General features: G+C 71.3%; 19 protein-coding genes. 10 read left to right on the top strand and 9 right to left on the bottom strand.

Going from position 1 to position 16,334, the window contains the following annotated elements:
* The first annotated feature begins 24 nt into the window (after positions 1-24).
* Both ACOZ32_RS09420 and ACOZ32_RS09415 read left to right on the top strand, forming a co-directional pair.
* Positions 25-543, top strand: coding sequence for a gluconate 2-dehydrogenase subunit 3 family protein (locus ACOZ32_RS09420; protein ID WP_285271049.1), 519 nt, complete (start codon positions 25-27; stop codon positions 541-543).
* Entirely contained in the window at positions 540-2,129 is a 1,590-nt protein-coding gene (locus tag ACOZ32_RS09415) for a GMC family oxidoreductase (protein ID WP_285271050.1), read from the top strand. Before ACOZ32_RS09420 ends, ACOZ32_RS09415 begins: the two co-directional genes overlap by 4 nt.
* A 67-nt stretch (positions 2,130-2,196) precedes the next feature.
* On the opposite strand, the gene ACOZ32_RS09410 is transcribed toward ACOZ32_RS09415, so the two are convergent.
* Positions 2,197-2,625, bottom strand: coding sequence for a hypothetical protein (locus ACOZ32_RS09410; protein ID WP_012289268.1), 429 nt, complete (start codon positions 2,623-2,625; stop codon positions 2,197-2,199).
* A gap of 97 nt (positions 2,626-2,722) precedes the next feature.
* Here ACOZ32_RS09410 and hisC point away from each other — a divergent pair, with 97 nt between their 5' ends.
* From hisC to tpiA, 5 genes are read left to right on the top strand one after another with little or no spacing between them, the layout of a single operon-like run.
* Complete coding sequence (gene hisC, locus ACOZ32_RS09405; protein WP_424335176.1) at positions 2,723-3,823, top strand: histidinol-phosphate transaminase; 1,101 nt, start codon at positions 2,723-2,725, stop codon at positions 3,821-3,823.
* Positions 3,820-4,329 (top strand): adenylate kinase family protein, encoded by a 510-nt coding sequence (locus ACOZ32_RS09400; RefSeq protein WP_010902737.1) that lies wholly within the window; start codon positions 3,820-3,822, stop codon positions 4,327-4,329. Before hisC ends, ACOZ32_RS09400 begins: the two co-directional genes overlap by 4 nt.
* The gene (locus ACOZ32_RS09395; RefSeq protein WP_010902736.1) at positions 4,326-4,925 is read left to right on the top strand and encodes a CDP-alcohol phosphatidyltransferase family protein; all 600 of its coding nucleotides are present in this window, start codon (positions 4,326-4,328) and stop codon (positions 4,923-4,925) included. Before ACOZ32_RS09400 ends, ACOZ32_RS09395 begins: the two co-directional genes overlap by 4 nt.
* 42 nt (positions 4,926-4,967) lie before the next feature.
* Positions 4,968-5,507 (top strand): multiprotein bridging factor aMBF1, encoded by a 540-nt coding sequence (locus ACOZ32_RS09390; RefSeq protein ID WP_010902735.1) that lies wholly within the window; start codon positions 4,968-4,970, stop codon positions 5,505-5,507.
* Positions 5,508-5,553: 46 nt separating this feature from the next.
* On the top strand, positions 5,554-6,198 hold the full coding sequence (tpiA, locus tag ACOZ32_RS09385) for a triose-phosphate isomerase (RefSeq protein ID WP_010902734.1): 645 nt from the start codon (positions 5,554-5,556) through the stop codon (positions 6,196-6,198).
* A gap of 3 nt (positions 6,199-6,201) precedes the next feature.
* On the opposite strand, the gene ACOZ32_RS09380 is transcribed toward tpiA, so the two are convergent.
* From ACOZ32_RS09380 to ACOZ32_RS09350, 7 genes are read right to left on the bottom strand one after another with little or no spacing between them, the layout of a single operon-like run.
* Positions 6,202-6,756 carry a hypothetical protein gene (locus tag ACOZ32_RS09380; protein WP_010902733.1) on the bottom strand — a complete coding sequence of 185 codons (555 nt, stop codon included), beginning with the start codon at positions 6,754-6,756 and terminating at the stop codon, positions 6,202-6,204.
* A gap of 9 nt (positions 6,757-6,765) precedes the next feature.
* Complete coding sequence (locus ACOZ32_RS09375; protein WP_010902732.1) at positions 6,766-7,611, bottom strand: methyltransferase domain-containing protein; 846 nt, start codon at positions 7,609-7,611, stop codon at positions 6,766-6,768.
* Entirely contained in the window at positions 7,608-8,015 is a 408-nt protein-coding gene (locus ACOZ32_RS09370; RefSeq protein ID WP_285271604.1) for a 6-carboxytetrahydropterin synthase, read from the bottom strand. The genes ACOZ32_RS09375 and ACOZ32_RS09370 overlap by 4 nt, the downstream gene beginning before the upstream one ends.
* Positions 8,012-9,028 carry a zinc-dependent alcohol dehydrogenase gene (locus ACOZ32_RS09365; RefSeq protein ID WP_010902730.1) on the bottom strand — a complete coding sequence of 339 codons (1,017 nt, stop codon included), beginning with the start codon at positions 9,026-9,028 and terminating at the stop codon, positions 8,012-8,014. Before ACOZ32_RS09365 ends, ACOZ32_RS09370 begins: the two co-directional genes overlap by 4 nt.
* Positions 9,029-9,032: 4 nt before the next feature.
* Positions 9,033-9,794 (bottom strand): GTP cyclohydrolase III, encoded by a 762-nt coding sequence (locus ACOZ32_RS09360; protein ID WP_235158095.1) that lies wholly within the window; start codon positions 9,792-9,794, stop codon positions 9,033-9,035.
* 37 nt (positions 9,795-9,831) lie between these two features.
* Positions 9,832-10,683: a CDP-alcohol phosphatidyltransferase family protein gene (locus ACOZ32_RS09355; RefSeq protein ID WP_205252636.1), complete on the bottom strand. Its 852-nt coding sequence runs from the start codon at positions 10,681-10,683 to the stop codon at positions 9,832-9,834.
* Positions 10,680-12,677, bottom strand: coding sequence for an aldo/keto reductase (locus ACOZ32_RS09350; RefSeq protein WP_424335175.1), 1,998 nt, complete (start codon positions 12,675-12,677; stop codon positions 10,680-10,682). Before ACOZ32_RS09350 ends, ACOZ32_RS09355 begins: the two co-directional genes overlap by 4 nt.
* A gap of 90 nt (positions 12,678-12,767) precedes the next feature.
* Here ACOZ32_RS09350 and ACOZ32_RS09345 point away from each other — a divergent pair, with 90 nt between their 5' ends.
* Positions 12,768-13,871, top strand: coding sequence for a glycosyltransferase (locus ACOZ32_RS09345; RefSeq protein WP_424335174.1), 1,104 nt, complete (start codon positions 12,768-12,770; stop codon positions 13,869-13,871).
* Between the two features lie 36 nt (positions 13,872-13,907).
* Entirely contained in the window at positions 13,908-14,282 is a 375-nt protein-coding gene (locus ACOZ32_RS09340) for a DUF7475 family protein (protein WP_205251714.1), read from the top strand.
* Here the strand turns inward: ACOZ32_RS09340 and dinB are convergent.
* On the bottom strand, positions 14,275-15,486 hold the full coding sequence (gene dinB / locus ACOZ32_RS09335) for a DNA polymerase IV (RefSeq protein WP_424335173.1): 1,212 nt from the start codon (positions 15,484-15,486) through the stop codon (positions 14,275-14,277). The genes ACOZ32_RS09340 and dinB overlap by 8 nt on opposite strands.
* Positions 15,487-15,615: 129 nt before the next feature.
* Here dinB and ACOZ32_RS09330 point away from each other — a divergent pair, with 129 nt between their 5' ends.
* Positions 15,616-16,299 (top strand): tyrosine-type recombinase/integrase, encoded by a 684-nt coding sequence (locus tag ACOZ32_RS09330; protein WP_424335172.1) that lies wholly within the window; start codon positions 15,616-15,618, stop codon positions 16,297-16,299.
* The last annotated feature ends 35 nt before the right edge of the window (positions 16,300-16,334 follow it).

The following is a 16,334-nucleotide window of genomic DNA, read 5'->3' as shown; positions in this document are numbered from 1 at the left end:
TTAGGCTCGCCTAATACACGGTGAATGGAGCTAACGCGCCGAGACGTGCTCGCGGCGCTGGCCGCTGGTGGCGTCGCAGCCGGCGCAGGTGTCACCCTTTCGAACGACTCCGGTGGTCCCCTCATCGACGACCACGTGGGCGACACGCTCGTCGCCGTCGCCGCCGTCGTCTACCCGAGCCAACTCGACGGCGTCGAGTCGTTCGTCAGGGAGTACAGCGGCGCCCGTGTGCGCGAGCACCGCTCGTACGCCAGCGGCGTCGCCGACGCCGTCGACGCGCTTGACGCGTACTGCCAGTCGTGGGCAGACGCCGACTTCGCGGCCTTGGACCCGGAGCGCGCCGACGACCTGCTGTCCGGGTTCGGCGTCGACACCGCTGACCCGGACCCCGACGGGAGCGACCGCGAGCGCGTCCGATACTACCTCGTGAACGAACTCCTGTACGCGCTGTTCACCACGCCCACCGGCGGCGAGCTCGTCGGCATCGAGAACCCGCCGGGACACCCCGGTGGCACTGCGTCCTACCAGCGAGGCCCACAATGAACCGGCGACCGTCCTCGAACGCCGACGTGTGTGTCATTGGGGCCGGGCCGGCCGGAGGGCTGATCGCCGACCGCCTTGCCAGCGACGGCCACAGCGTGGTCGTCCTGGAAGCCGGACCCCGGTTCGACGCCGCCGACCGCGAGCGCCGCATGGAGCGCTCGATCCGCCCCGCACACGGCCCGGCGTCGGTGTGGGAAATGGGCGGCCCGCGGGACGCCTACGCGTCCACCGGCGACCGATACTACCCGCTGAACGCGGCGCGCGTGAAAGGCGTCGGTGGGTCGACGCTGCACTGGCAGGGCATGGTGATGCGCCTCCACGAGCAGGACTTCCGCCTGGCGTCGGCCACCGGCGTCGGCGCGGACTGGCCGTTCGACTACGACACCCTCAAGCCGTATTACGCCGCCGCGGAGTCAGCGCTGGGGGTGTCGGGGGCGAGCGACAACCCCTTCGCGCCGCCCCGCGAGCAGCCACACCCTCAGCCGGCGTTCCCGCCGAGCTACTCTGATTCGCTGTTCGCCGACGCCTGTGAGTCCCTGGGCATCGCGACGCATTCGGTGCCGAACGCGCGACTGTCCGCCGGCCGCGAGACGCGGCGCGCGTGTGTCGGGTACGGGACCTGCCAGCCGGTCTGCCCGTCGGGCGCGAAATACGATGCGACCGTTCACGTCGACCGTGCCACCGACGCCGGCGCGCGCGTCATCGACGAGGCACCGGTCCAGCGCCTCGAACACGACGCCGCTGGGGATCGCGTGACTGGGGCCGTGTACGCGACCCCCGACGGCACCACCCACCGCCAGTCTGCCACCGAGTTCGTGCTCGCGGCGGGCGGGATCGAGACGCCGCGGCTGTTGTTGCTGTCCGACAGCGACCGCTACCCCGACGGGTTGGCGAACTCCTCGGGGCTGGTCGGCCGGTACTTCATGGACCACCTGTTCGCGGGCGCCGGCGGCACCCTCGACGAGCCGACTCGCCAGAACCACGTGGGCTTCAACACGACCGAGAGCCACCAGTACTACGACCGGCCGGACGGCTCGCGGGGCGCGATCAAACTGGAGTTCCTGAACTACGCCGGCCCCAGCCCGGCCGAGATGGCGCTGTCGGGCGACGACTGGGGGGACGCGATGTGCGACCGCATCCGGGACGCCTCCGGCACGCACATCGCGGTCGGCGGACTCGTCGAACAGCAACCCAGGCCGGAGAACCGGGTTCGACTCCACCCCGAGCGCACTGACGTCCACGGCAACCCGGTTCCGGACGTGGTGTGGTCGCTGTCGGCGTACGAGCGCCGCACCATCGAGCGCGCCAACGAGATCCAGCGCGAGATCCTCACCGAACTCGGGGCCGACATCGAGTGGACGGTCGGCCCCGAGGACACCGGGCCGGCGTTCCACCACATGGGCACGACGCGGATGGGCACCGACCCCGCCGAGAGCGTGGTGGACCCGCGGTTGCGCACGCACGACCTTTCGAATCTCAGCGTGGCGTCGTCCAGCGTGTTCCCGACGGCGGGCGCGATGAACCCGACGCTGACGATCGCGGCGCTGGCGTTGAAGGCTGCCGATCACATCGCCGCCCGCCTGTGAGCGCGCGGCGGCCGGCGACCACACCGCAGAAACACGACTGCAGGCCGATGCTCCTCTGGTGGCGGCCTCAGAGGTAGGGGTAGCCGACGATCCAGCCGGCGTCGAGCAGCAACGCGACCGCGAGGACCGCCCCGCCGTAGAGGAACGTGGTGGCGTCGTCGCCGCGCTCGATGCGGCTGCCCGCGACCTCAGTGAGCCCGGTCAGCAGGAACCACAGCACGACCATGCCGATGACGGCGTGGCCGGTGCCCGTGCTCGTGAGCTTGCCGCCGTCGGTGTAGCCGGCGATCGTGAACATGTAGCCGCCCGTCAGAACCAGCAGGGTCGCGGAGCCCCGGGAGATGTACTTCAGCGTTCCGGCGATGGTTTCCCGGACGCTCGTGGAGATGTTGTCAGCGATCCGCGGCACCGTCAGTGCCGTAAACAACACGCTGCCGGTTAGCAGCCCGGCGAACACCATGTGAACAGCATAGACGACTGTCTCGATAACTGCCATAGCGGACTGCATGCGGACCACACACCTAAACCCGATGATACCCGAGCGCCGGCCGCGTGAGGGCATGCTTAAGGATGGGCCGGCCGTCACCCCGAGCATGGAACTACGGGACCTCTCCGACCACGTCGAATACCGCGCTGGTCGGGGTATCGAGGAGGTCGCCCGGGAGCTCGGCCGTGACCCCTCGGAGTTCGTGAAGCTCTCGTCGAACGAGAACCCCCACGGGCCGAGCCCGAAGGCAACCATCGCCATTCGGGAGGCGGCAACCGGGGTCCACCGCTATCCGAAAGCGGTGCACGCCGACCTGACGGGCGCGCTCGCGGACCGCTGGGACGTGGACGACGACCAGGTGTGGGTGGCCAACGGCGGGGATGGCGCGCTCGACTACCTGGCGCGGGCAACCCTCGATCCCGGCGACAGCGTGTTGGTGCCGTCGCCGGGGTTCACCTACTACGGGATGAGCGCGCGCTTCCACCATGGGAACGTCGCGGAGTACGACGTCACCGAGGGCGCGGACGGCTTCGAGATGACCGCCGACGCGGTGGTAGACGCCTACGACGGCGAGCGCGTGGTCTACCTGACGACGCCGCACAACCCGACGGGCGCGCGGTTCACGCTCGACGAGATCGTGGCGGTGGCCGACCGCACGGACGAGGACACGCTCGTGCTCGTTGACGAGGCGTACGGCGAGTTCACGGAGACGCCGTCGGCGGTCACGCTGTTCGACGGCCAGCCGGCGGGCGGGCACGCGCCACGGGACGACATCGCGGTGTTGCGGACGTTCTCGAAGGCGTACGGGCTGGCGGGCATCCGCCTGGGGTACGCCGTCGTGCCGGACTCGTGGGCGGACGCCTACGCCCGGGTTCAGACGCCGTTCGCCGCCAGCGTCATCGCGTGTCAGGCCGGGGTTGCGGCGCTGGACGACGACGACCACGTCGAGGCCACCACCGACAGCGTCGCGTGGGGCCGCGACTACATCCACGACGAGCTCGCGGCCCGCACCTACGAGAGCCACGGGAACTTCGTGCTCGCGAACGTGGGTGACGCCAGCCGGGTCGCCGAGGCCGCGAAGCGCGAGGGCGTGCTGGTGCGGGACTGCACCAGCTTCGGGCTGCCCGAGCACGTCCGCATCACGACCGGCACGCGGTCGGAGACCGAGCGCGCGGTGGCGGTGCTCAACGAGGTGTGTGACACATGAGAGTGGCGGTCACCGGAACCCCCGGGACGGGCAAGACGACCGCCACCGGCCGGCTGGACACCGCGCTGGATGTCGCACACCTGAACGACCTCGTCGGCACCGAAGGGCTCTACGACGGCGTGGACGCCGACCGCGGCAGCAAGATCGTGGACGTCGATGCCGTTCGCGACCATTTCGCGGGCCGCGAGGACGTGCTCGTCGAATCGCATCTCGCACACCGCCTCGACGACCTCGACGCCGTGGTGGTGTTGCGGTGTGCGCCGGAGACGCTTGCCACCCGGCTCCAGGATCGGGGTGACTCACCGGAGAAAGCCGCCGAGAACGCCGACAGCGAGGCGCTGGCGATCATCCTCTCGGAGGCAGTCCGCGGCCACGGTGCCGACGCGGTCTACGAGATCGACACCACCGACCGCAGCCCCGACGCGGTCGCGGCGGCCATCCAAGCGGTCCTCGACGGGGACCGCGAGCCGTCGGCGGGCACCGTGGACTACACCGACTACGTATGACCCTCGATCAGTTCCGGCCGCTTGCGAACCGGCTGCTCGATCCCTGGGTGCGGGCCGCAAAGACCGTCGGTGCAACGCCAAACACGGTCAGCGTTGCGGCGTTCGGGCTGGCCGTGGTGGCCGCCGCCGCGTTCTACGTCGGCACCCCAGCCGCGTACGCCGTGGGCGCGGTCTGCGTGTTCTTCAACGGGTGGCTCGACCTGCTCGACGGCGCACTCGCGCGGGAGGTCGGGACCGCCTCGGAGGCGGGTGACCTCCTCGATCACGTGCTCGATCGGTACGCCGACGTGGTGGTGGTCACCGGGGCCGCAGCCGGCGTTGACGCCTTCGGCCTCGGGCTCGCGGCGGTGACCGGCGTGTTGCTCACGTCGTATCTCGGCACGCAGGCTCAGGCCGTCGGGTTGGACCGCGTGTACGGCGGCCTGCTGGGGCGGGCCGACCGGCTCGCACTCGTCGGCGTGACCGCCGGTGTCGCCGCCATCACGCCGACTGTCGCCGGCTACTCGCCGGTCGTGGCGTTGCTCGTCGTGTTCGCTGTCGTGGGCCATCTCACCGCCATCCAGCGGTTCGTCTCCGCGTGGCGGCAACTCGCATAGGCGGGCGTGCGTTTTAACCGTCGGCCACGGCTACCACCACGCATGGCCCAGTGCGAGATGTGTGGAACGGAGGTCTCGAGCCCGAAGACGGTGAAAGTCGAGGGCGCGGAGATCGACGTCTGTGACGACTGCGCCGAGTTCGGCACGGAAGTCACGACCCAGTCCTCCTCGTCCACCAGCACGAAGTATTCGACGTCGTCCTCGTCCAGTCAGTCCGCCGGCTCCAGCGGCGGGTCCTCGGGCACCAACAGCGGCGGGCGGCGCCGCAGAGACATGTTCGACGAGATGGACGAGTTGGCCGGGGATTACGACACCCGGATCCGGTCGGCCCGCGAGCAGGCCGGCCTCAGCCAGGAGGAGCTCGCCGACGAACTCAACGAGAAGGCGAGCGTCATCCGGAAGCTCGAACACGGGGACAGTCTGCCCAGCGACGACGTGCGCGAGGAACTCGAAGACTACCTCGGGATCCTGCTCACCGAGTCGGGCGCCGAGGACGCCAGCGACACCGACTGGTCGTCGGGCGGCGACAGCGCCGGGCTGACCCTCGGCGACAAGGTCCGCCGCAAAAGCGACGACAGCTAGCGCTGCGATAGCTACTTTTTTCCGGTGTGGAGCCCCCTCGTCGTGTATGTTCGTTCTCGTCAACCTCAAGGCGTACCCCTGTGATCCGGTCGCCATCGCGGAGGCGGCTGCCGACGTCGCTGAGACGACCCCAGCCACGATCGCGGTCGCACCCCAGCCCGCGGACATCGGTCGCGTCGCGGACACGGGTGCCACCACGTACGCCCAACACGTCAGCCCGACCGAGCACGGCAGCCACACCGGCAGCGTGCTCGCGGAGTCGGTCGCGGACAACGGCGCTGTGGGCACGCTGCTGAACCACTCCGAGCACCGCCGCCGGCTCGCCGACATCGACGGCAGCGTCGCGGCCGCCGAGCGCGCCGGCCTCGACACGGTGGTGTGCGCGAACAACCCCGCACAGGTCGCCGCCGCCGCCGCGCTCGGCCCCGACGCGGTGGCCGTCGAGCCACCGGCGCTGATCGGCACCGGCACGCCGGTCTCGCAGGCCGATCCGGACATCGTCTCCGACGCCGTCGCCGCGGCGGAAGCGGTCGATCCGAGCGTGGACGTCTACTGCGGCGCGGGCATCACCACCGGCGAGGACGTCGTGTCGGCCGGCGACCTCGGCGCCAGCGGCGTCCTGCTCGCCAGCGGGGTGGCGAAGGCCGACGACCCGCGCGCGGCGCTGGCGGACCTCGTCGCGCCGCTGTAGCGGTCAGACGACGCGCTCGAAGTACGGGACGAGGCGGCGACGCAACAGGCTGTACACCGCGCCGAGCGCGAGCAGCGCCGCCAGCAGCCACCGCACCACGCCGTCGTAGACGACCAGCGCCGGCGCCGCCGCCGCGGCCGCGACCGCGAGGTCGGCCGGCGACCCGTCGTAGGGGATGACGTATCGGGCGCGCCACCACCGGCCGGCGTGGTGGTCGTATACGGCCGCCGTCGTGGTGCGCTCCCAGGGCCGCAGTTCGTCGCCCGCACCGAGCACGTCGCTGGTGCTGTGGACGGCTGCGGCGGCCGCGCCGACTCCGACGAACACGGTGAGCGCGGTCGGCGTGACCGCGGCGATCACGGCCGCGGGAACCGCACCCACCCAGCCGAGCACCGGGTAGTGCAGCGTCCGCCGGTGGGTGCCCACCAGGAGGTCGATGTCGGGTGCGCCGCCGCCGACGAGCGCGCCCGCGGCGGCGGGCACCCCGAGGGCCGGCTGTGCGGCCGCGACCGGCGCGGCAAGCAGGAACCCGACCGCGATGTGGGTGAGCACCATCATGGCGGCGTCTCAGGCGCGCCACAGCAGGTCGTAGCCGTGCGCGACGTACGTGAGATCGCCGGCCGCGAGCTGCTGGCGGCGCGTGGCCAGCCAGTCGGTCGCGTCCGGGACGGCGTCCGCGATGAACGACAGGATGCACGCCAGGAAGTACTGCTCGTCGGCGCGGTACTCGCCGTCCACGGGGCGCACGATCCAGTCGGAGGCGCCCACGGCGAGCAGTGTCTCCGCCGGGCGCTCGCGGAGCACGTCGAGCAGCCGGCGGCCGGCGCGGCTGGTCCGGCCGTCGGCCGCGTCGATGGCGTCGTGGTAGGCCGCACGCACGCGGTCGTCGGCCGGATGCGATGGCTGCAACACGGTCACGCCGTCGAAGGTCAGCGGGGCGTACGCGAGCCCGCCGGGCGCCAGGGCGTCGGCGAACGCGTCCAGGGCGTCCGCCGGCGGCACGAGATCGAGAAACGACTGCGCCACCAGGAGGTCGGCGGTGGCGTCGGTGAGTCGCGCGAGCGCGTCCCCGGTGTCGAACCTGATCGGCGCGTCTCCGACCCGGCAGCCGTCCGGCGTGGCCGCGATTCGGGTTTCGGCGGGCATGCGCCGCCGCAACACCCGCGGCACGACGGCGTTCGCGAACGCGACGACGCGCTCGGCAGCGTCGACGCCCAGGTAGGCGGCGGGCGTGACCTCCCAGTCGGCGTACAGCATCGGGACCGTCGGCCCGGTGCCACAGCCGGCTTCGACCACACGAGGGTGGCTGGGGAGGGCTGCCCGCAGGCGGTCGCGGACGCGCCGATCACGGGCGCGCTCGTCGACGCTCTGTTTCGCCGTGAGATAGCGCGTCTGCGCGTGCGTCTGGGTCATTCGAGTGCGCGCTCGTGGCTCGCCCACGCGAGGTCGTCCTCCCAGAGCTGGACGGTCAGCCGCGTCGGCGCGGCCGCCCCGAGGCCGTCCGCGATCCGGTCGCCGATCAGCTCCGCGAACCGTTCGAGGCTCGGGTTGGCGTCGCCGAACTCGGCGTGATCGTTCAGCAGGGTGTCCTGGTATCGGGCTTCGATGTCGTCGAGAACGGCGTCGACGGCGTCGATGTCGACGAGGTAGCCGTGCTCGTCGAGCTCCCCGCCGGCGAAGGTCACGTCGGCCGTGAACCGGTGGCTGTGCACCTCGCCCTCCGGCCCGGGGTTCGGAACCGTGAGGTAGTGCTGTGCGATGAACTCGCGGCGGACGGTGAGCGCGCGGGTGGCGTCGGTGTGAGTGGTGGGCGTCATTGGTAGGTGAGGATGATGTGGCGGGCTTCGTCGGGGTGGTCGTCGAGGAGGGCGTAGGCGTCGGCGGCCCGATCGAGGGGGAGTTCGTGCGTGATCAGCGCGTCCGCGTCCATGGCGTCCAGGCGGTCGAACGCCACGTCGAAGCGGCGGTCGGTGTCCCAGCGCCCCCGCAACTCGGGGCTGAGCGTGCTGACCTGGCTGGACACGATGTCCACGCGGTCGCGGTGAAACGACCCACCGAGATCGATGGGCGCGCGCTTCGCGCCGTACCACGACCCCACGATCACGCGGCTGTCGTAGCCCGCGGCCGCGATGGCGTCGTCGAGGGTCTCCGGGCGGCCCGAGAGTTCGAACACGACGTCCGCGCCGGCGGGCTCGGCGTCGGCGAACGGCGGCGCGTCCGCGATGGCAGTCGACCCGGGGTCGATGGTGCGGTCGGCACCGACCGCGGCGGCGGTGGCGCGGCGGGACGCCAGGGGCTCCACGACGACGACCTCCGACAGCGGGAACGACGCCAGCAGCTGCGTCGTGGCGAGGCCGACCGCGCCCGCACCGAACACCACGGCGCGCTCGCCGATCCGGGGTTGCGCGTCGAGCACGAGGTTCGTCGCCGTTTCAACCGTCGGCAGGAGCGTCGCCGCCTGCGTGGCGATGTCGTCGGGGAGTTCGACGACCGCGTCGGGCGTCGTCCGGAAGCGCGTGGCGTGGGGTTCGAACGCGAACACGCGGCGGTCGAGCCACTCGGTGCTGTCCGGGCCGGTGGCGGTGACCGTGCCGACGCTGGCGTATCCGTACGCGAGCGGGTAGTCGAACTCGCCGTCGAGGGCGTCGATGGTGGCGTCCACGGGCAGGGACTCGGGGAACTCGCCGCGGTAGACCAACAGCTCCGATCCGGCGCTGATGCCCGAGGCCTGCGTCTCCACCACGACCTCGTCGTCGACGGGGTCGCTGACCGTCCCCGTGCGCACCGCGACGGAGCCGGGGCCGGTGAAGTACAGTGTGCGTGCGTCCATCACGCTAGTCGTCGGCGGTGGTCCACGGGCCGTGCACCCGGGCACCGGTCGCACGACACGTTTCGAGGGCGTGTTTGGCGTCGGCTCCGGCGTCGTGGGGGGTGTCCCCGTGCCCGACGCCGACCTGGAAGTCGACGCCGGCTGCCTCACGGACGTGGGCGGTCGCGTCGTCGACGATCCCCGCGTCGATCCCGGGACACACCGCGATGGCGTTGTCCCCGCCCACGAACTGCGTGACCGCGTCGTGGGTGTCGTAGAGGTACTCCGCCAGCGTCGTCACTGCGCCCTGGATCTCGGTGCCGGCCCGCACCGGTGACACGGTGTCGGTGTACGTGCCGGTGGCGTCGACAACGTCGAAGTGTGCGATCGTCACCGCACCGGGTGTGCCGGCGAACCCGGGCGGCGAACGGTGGGACAGGGCTTCCCGTCGGTTCTCGTCCTGCGCGCTGCCGGCGTCCCGCAGCGCCGTTCCGGCGGCGTCGAGGGCGTCCGCCGGCGTTCGAGCAGTCCCAATGCCGACGCTCACAGTCACCGGATACCGGTTCCGGATGCGCTCCTGGAGGCGTTCGAACGCCGCCGGCGCGATGCCGGTCGCGGCCCCAACCATGTTGTCGAAGCGGCCCGCGAACGCGTAGCCGTCCCGCCCACCCAGGAAATCCGCGACGTCGGCGAACAGCCGGGCCTGGAGCGCCTGTAGGTCCGTTTCCCGGCGGGGCGCAGGCTCCGTCGTCCACGGCCCGTAGTCGTCGATCTGCACAGCCGCCATACGAGACCCGGTAGTCTGTGACTGGCTCACGCGGCGTTCATCGGAGCGAGCCGCCTTCAGCGTTGCCCCCAGTTTCGCTCGTGTCCTCAACCGCGTCGCCCTCGTCGCGGACGCCGAAATATCCCGCCACGGCACAGTAATCACGGCCGAACACGACCAGCGATGGAACCAACACGATCCCGGCGATCGGCGTGACGACCGCCGCCGGGAGCACGGGCACCAGCGCCACCGTGATGAACAGCATCTGCATGCCGGCCAGCAGCCGGCGGCTCCGGCTCGGTGGCAGGTCACCCACGTGGCGACCCCGGCGGCGGCGCACCCAGCACGCGAGCTTGAAGACGTATCGCGCCAGGGACAGCGACAGATACCAGACCGGCAGCCGCCCCCAGGCCACCGCCACCAGCGGCGCGCACAGGAACCCCAGGGTGTCAGTCGCCAGGTCGAGGCGCGCCCCCAGGACGGTCCGCCGGCCGACGCGGCGGGCGAGCGCGCCGTCGACGGTGTCGAGCACGACCCCGCTCCCGTACCACGCCGCGGGCAGCCAGCGCCACCAACTCCCCACCGGCGGACTCACCGCCACGAACCCGAACACGGCCGCGTACAGCCAGCCCCGCGTCGCCGTGACCGCGTTCGCCACGCCGACCGTCCCGCGCACGGGCTGGCCGCCGTCCGCGGACGCGACCCCCGACGGCCGGTGGTTGGCGTCGAGGTGTCGACCCAGGAACCCCACCACGTACGCCAGCGGCACGGCCGCCGCCACCACCCACCGCAGCGCGCCGGCGTGGCCGAGCGCGGCGCTGAGACCCCACGCCGTGCCGACACCGCCGACCGCGAACCCGGCGACGAGCAGCCAGTACTGCGCTCGCAGCGCCCTCGGAACGCGTGTCATCGCTGGAACGCCGGATCAGCGAGCCCGGCCATCCGGTCGCGTTGGTCGTCGGTGAGCGGGTGGCGGGGTGCCGCGAGGTTCGCCACCACGTGCTCGCGCGTGGTCGTCGACGGGATCGGCACCACGCCACGCGTACAGTGCCACGCCAGCACCGCCGTCGCCGGCGACACGCCGTGCTCGTCGGCGACCGCGTGCACGACCGGCTCGTCGAGCAGCCCCGGTGCCGACAGCGGCGAGTGTGCAACCACGCGAACGCCGTGCCGGTGACACCACGACACGAGCGCGTCCCGCGGCCGGTAGGGATGACACTCCACTTGCACGAGCGCCGGCCGGACGCGCGCCGCGTCGGTGAGCCCCGCCAACTGCGGGAGCGTGACGTTGCACACGCCCAGGCTGCGCGCGAGCCCGTCGTCGTGGAGCGCCTCCATGCGCCGCCAGGTCTCGACGAGGCCGTGGGGCGCACGCGCCGGCGTGCCGTCGGCGGCGGTCGGCATCGTCAGTCGCTCTTGCTCCTCGACGGGGCGCTCCGAGAGCCGCGTGAGCGCGCCGCGGTGCGCCCACGCGCCCGGCCAGTGCAGCGCGTAGCAGTCGAACGCTGCGACGCCGAGTTCGTCCAGCGACCCGGTGCACGCCTCCCGGAGGTCGCCGGGCCCGTGGTTCGTCCGCCACGGCTTCCCGACGAGGAACACGGACTCCCGGTCGGGGCCGCCGGGCGCGGCCACCAGATCGCCCAGTCGCCACTCGTTGCCGTACAGCTCCGCCGTGTCGAACAGCCGGTAGCCGGCATCGACCGCCGCCCCCATGGCCGGCGTGACGTACGTGCCGTCCCGGTAGCGCGAGCAGCCGAACCCCACGGGCGGCAGGCGAAGCGCGCGCCCGCCGGGCTGGAACCCGCTGGGGGCTGCGGCAACCGGCGCGGGCCGCCGCTGCCCGGGGCGCGCCAGTGACACGCCGGGCTCGGGAACCGCAACGGGGCCGCCGTCGGTGGCGGCGCACTCGATGGCGTTGCACACCGCCACGACGTGTGCGCCGCGGCGCGCGCTCGCCCGCGCCGACGACCCACAGCCGCCAGCGACCCGGTCGGCGAGGCGTTCCGGGCCGGCGGCGTACGCGCGGCTACAGCGGGGCTGGGGCTGGGGGGCGACAGTCGGCTCCCGGTCGCCGCCCCGCACGGTCACCGCGTCCCGGGGAGCGCCGAGCGCGCCCGTGTCACGGAGGTACAGCGTGCCGTCGTCGCCGTGCAGTTCCAGCCCATAGAACTCCCGGCTGCGGTGGTCGACGTAGAAGCTCGCGCGCAGCGACACCACCGGGCCGTCCGAGAACGACAGCGTCGCCTCCACGTGGGGGAGCCCGTCGGGAGCGTCGTCGCCGTCGCGCTGCGCTGGCGGCCACGCCGCGACCGCGTCGGCGGTCCTGACCTCGGTGACGCGTCCGAACCACGCCACCAGCAGGGCCAGCGGATAGACCGCGCCGTCGTACAGCGGCCCGACATCCAGGAACGACGCCGGGCGGTCGTGCCACTCGTCGACGCGCCCGACGTTCGCCGTTGCGGCCGCGAACTGGACGCCGCCCAGCCGACCGTCGGCCGCCAGCGCCCGGGCGTGGCGCTGGGCGTCACACCCGGGCGTGATCGGCGCACACCCCAGGCCGAGATCGTGGCGCTCGGCGGCCGCCACCAGGTCGGCGGCGCGGGCCGCGTCCATCGCCAGCGGCTTCTCGGAGAACACGTGTCGGCCGGCGGCCAGGCACGCCTCGGTGACGTCGGCGTGGGCGGCGTGGCTGGTGAGGTTGATGACCATCGGTGCGGGGTCAGCGGCCAGCGCGTCGGCCAGGTCGGTGTACACGGCCGGACCGCTGGGGTGGGCGGCCGCCAGCGCGTCGGCGCGCTCGGGGTGTAGATCACAGACGCCGGTCACGCGCAGCGCTGTCGACGCCGCGAGTCCGTCTGCGTACGCTTCGGCGACCGAGCCGGCACCGACGAGCAGGCAGTCCACAGTCGTTCGTTTGACGCGGGGTGTACAAAGCAGTGAGTGGTATCCTGTCACGTGGTGGGGTTGAAGTGACGACGCGACACACCACCACGCATGGCACGCGTCGCCGTGTTACACAACACGCTCGACTTCCGGGGCGGCGCCGACGCCGTCTGCGTCCACACGTGCGCCGCGCTGGCGGCCGCCCACGACGTGGCGCTGTTCACGATCTCCGAAACCACCCCTGACGCCGTCGGCGCGCAGTTCGATGTCGATGTGTCCGTGCCGGTCGTGGCACCCCCGGGCGCGTCCAACGTCGCGGCCGCACTCTCCGCGGCCGCACCCACCGTCGGCCCGCAGCTCGCGGCGCGCTCGGTCCTGCTGCGGGCGTTCTTCCGGAGACACGCGTCGGCCTATGACGTCGCAGTGAGCACCGCCAACGAGCTCGCAGTGCCGCTGCCGTCCGTCCAGTACGTCCACTTCCCCCAGTTCCGCTGCGACACCACGCCGACCGCCGACCCCGGGCGACTGAACGGCGTCTGGTCCCGGCTCGCCGCGCCCGCCGCCGATCGCCCGGACACCCGCTACCTCGCGAACTCCGCGTGGACCGCCGACGCCTTCGAAGCCAGCTACGACCGCCGACCGACCGTCTGTCACCCGCCGGTCGATCCCATCGACGGCGCGCCCTGGGGCGCCCGCGCGGACCGCATCGTGGTGCTCGGGCGGATCGCCCCCGACAAGCGAACCCTGGACGCCATCGACGTGATCGACGCGCTGCGCGCCCGCGGCCACGACCTCACGTGCATGATCGTCGGCGCCGCCCCCGCAGCCTACCGCGACTACGTCGCCGACGTGCGGGCGGCCGCGGACTCACGGCCGTACGTCACCGTCGAAACCGACGTTCCACGCGGCCGCATCACCGAACTCCTGGGACGCAGCCGGTACGGCCTCAACCTCAAGCCCATCGAACACTTCGGCATGGCGGTCGCGGAGTACGTCGCCAGCGGCATGCTCGCGTTCGCCCCCGACAGCGGCGGGCAGGTCGACGTTCTCGACGGCGACGACGACGTGCTCTTCGAGGGCGTGGCCGGCGCTGTCGACGCGATCGCGGCCGCCATCGACGACGGACTGCAGCCGTCACTCCCCAGGGACCGCTTCGGCCGTGACCGCTTCGCGGACGCGATCCGCCGGCAGGTCGCGGCCGTCTGCCCCGACTGACCCCAGATTCAAGACCGTCGCTGCCAACCAGCACGTATGACAGCAGCCAGCACATCGCGTTCGGGGATCGGGCTCGCAACTGACTCGCTGACGCCGCTGCACTGGCTGGGCATCGTACTCGCAGTGGCCACCGGCGTGCTCCACCTCGTCTTGGGGGTCTCCCTCGGCCTGCCCGGGCTCGGCGGCTCGTTGTTCGTCGCCGGGGTCGGCTACCTCGGCGGCACCGCCGCGATCCTGGTTGGCGTCCGCCGACGGCTCGTGTACCTGCTCGGCATCCCGTTCACCATCGGGCAGATCGCCGCCTGGTACGTCGTCAACGCGCCGTCGTTTTCGGCGCTCGGCATCGCCGACAAGATCGTGCAGGTGGCGCTCATCGCGGTGCTCGCGGTGCTCTACGCGCGCGCTACGTGAACTCGTCGAGGGTCGTTTGGCCGCCACACGCCCCACGGCCTGCGCCACCACACGCGCCGCCTCTGTGACCGCCGCCGTCGCCGGTCTCGTCGCCGCTGAACCCCGCCAACGTGGCCTGCTCGCGCTCGGAGAACACCAGATTCGACACCCGGACGCCGACCTTCCGGACGGCCGCCCCCTCGAACTCGTCGAGCAACGACTGCGACACCGCCTCCAGGAGCGCCGGGTCGTCGACCGGCCCCGGCAGTGACTCGGCGCGCGTCTGCACGTCGTAGGGCGGCGTCACGACCTTCACGCCGATGGTGCGGTAGGACGCGTTCGTCCGGCTGGCGCGGTCCGCGACGGCCCCGCCCAGCGCCGCCGCCTGCTCGCGCACCCGATCGAAGGACTCGGTCGCACCGTCGAACGAGGACTCCCGCGACAGGCTCTTGGGCTTCCCGCGGGGCTCGACGGGACGGCTGTCCGCCCCGCGGGCGCGGCGGTGGAACTCGCGACCACGCTCGCCGAACGCCGCCTCCAACACGTACGGGTCGGCGTCCGCCAACCCCCCCACTGTCTCGATGCCGCGCTCCCGCAGCGCACGCGCGTGCACCGGCCCCACACCGTGCAGGTCCGCGACATCGAGGGGCGCAAGGAACGACTGGACTGACTCCGGCGGCACGACCACCAGCCCGTCGGGCTTCTCGTGGTCGCTGGCGAGTTTCGCCGTGCTCATGTCCGGCGCGATCCCGACGCTGGCGGGGACGCCAACCGAGCGCGCGATGCGCTGCTTGATGTGCCGGCCGAACCCCGCCGCCACGTCCCAGGCGGTCCGATCGGTCACGTCCAGATACGCCTCGTCGATGCTGACCTCCCGCACCGGATCGCCGAGCCCGTGCAGGATCTCGGACACCGACTCGCTCACCGACTCGTAATACGCCATGTCCACCGGCCGGTAATACCCCGCAGCCGACGCATCCGGCGCGTCCGCCTTCCGGGGCAGGCGCTCCAGCGCCGCCGAGATCGCCTGCGCGCTCTCGACGCCGTACTCGCGGGCCTCGTAGCTCGCGGTCGCCACCGCACCGACCGTCTGCTCCGGCTCGTACCCCATCCCGACGACGACGGGCGCACCACGCAACGCGGGCTCACGCCGGCGCTCACAGGACGCGTAAAAACAGTCCATGTCCACGTGGACGACGATGCGCTCCTCGCGGGCTGCACTCACGTTGTGAGTGTATTCGTCCAAAGTCACGGCGAATCGCCCCGCTTTGGCGTGACCCACGGCGGTGTGTCCACTCGCGGCGTGCGCAGACACGTATTGGACCGAACGGCGTTCGGGCTTCGGAAATCAACGATGACCGAACTCGAACCCATCACTCCGAGTGAAGCGTTAGAACTGTATTGTGAAGACATTGACGGGGAGTTATCGCCCAATTCAGTCCGCGCGAAACGGTATCAACTCGGGAAGTTCGTAGACTGGTGCGAAGGCGTAGACGCGGACGAAACGCGGGTGGAGAATCTAAACAAAATCACGGGGCGAGATTTTACTCGGTTCAAGAACTGGCGTAGTGAGGGCATCAACAAGGTGACGTTGCGGACGAACCTCTCCGCCCTACGGTCGTTTATGCGGTTCTGCGTCTCTATTGATGCGGTCCCACACGCAATCCCCGAGAAAATCAACGTCCCGAATCTCGACAGCGGTGAGAACCACAACGACGAACATATAGACGAATCCGAAGCGCGAGCGATACTCGACTACCTCAGTCAGTTCGAGTACGCTAGCATGGACCACGTATTATTCAAACTCCAGTGGACCACCGCTATGCGGATGAGCGGGCTTCACAGTCTCGACGTAGGTGGCTTTGACGCGGAGGACGGGACGCTATCCGTCAGTCACCGCCCCGACCAAGGAACGCGCTTGAAAAACTGTGAGGACGGTGAGCGTGTCGTCACGCTTGACGCGGAGACGGCGGGTGTCGTCAGTGACTATATTCAGTACCTCACAAAGCGTCCTCAGTTGAGTCAGTCTGAGGTCTGATTTCTGTTGCGGAGTGCAGTGACCGACCGCGATCT

Source organism: Halobacterium sp. MBLA0001 (assembly GCF_049705385.1).
Classification (GTDB): domain Archaea; phylum Halobacteriota; class Halobacteria; order Halobacteriales; family Halobacteriaceae; genus Halobacterium; species Halobacterium salinarum.
Note: the sequence above shows the minus strand (reverse complement) of the source record. Positions and strands in the feature narration are given on the sequence as shown.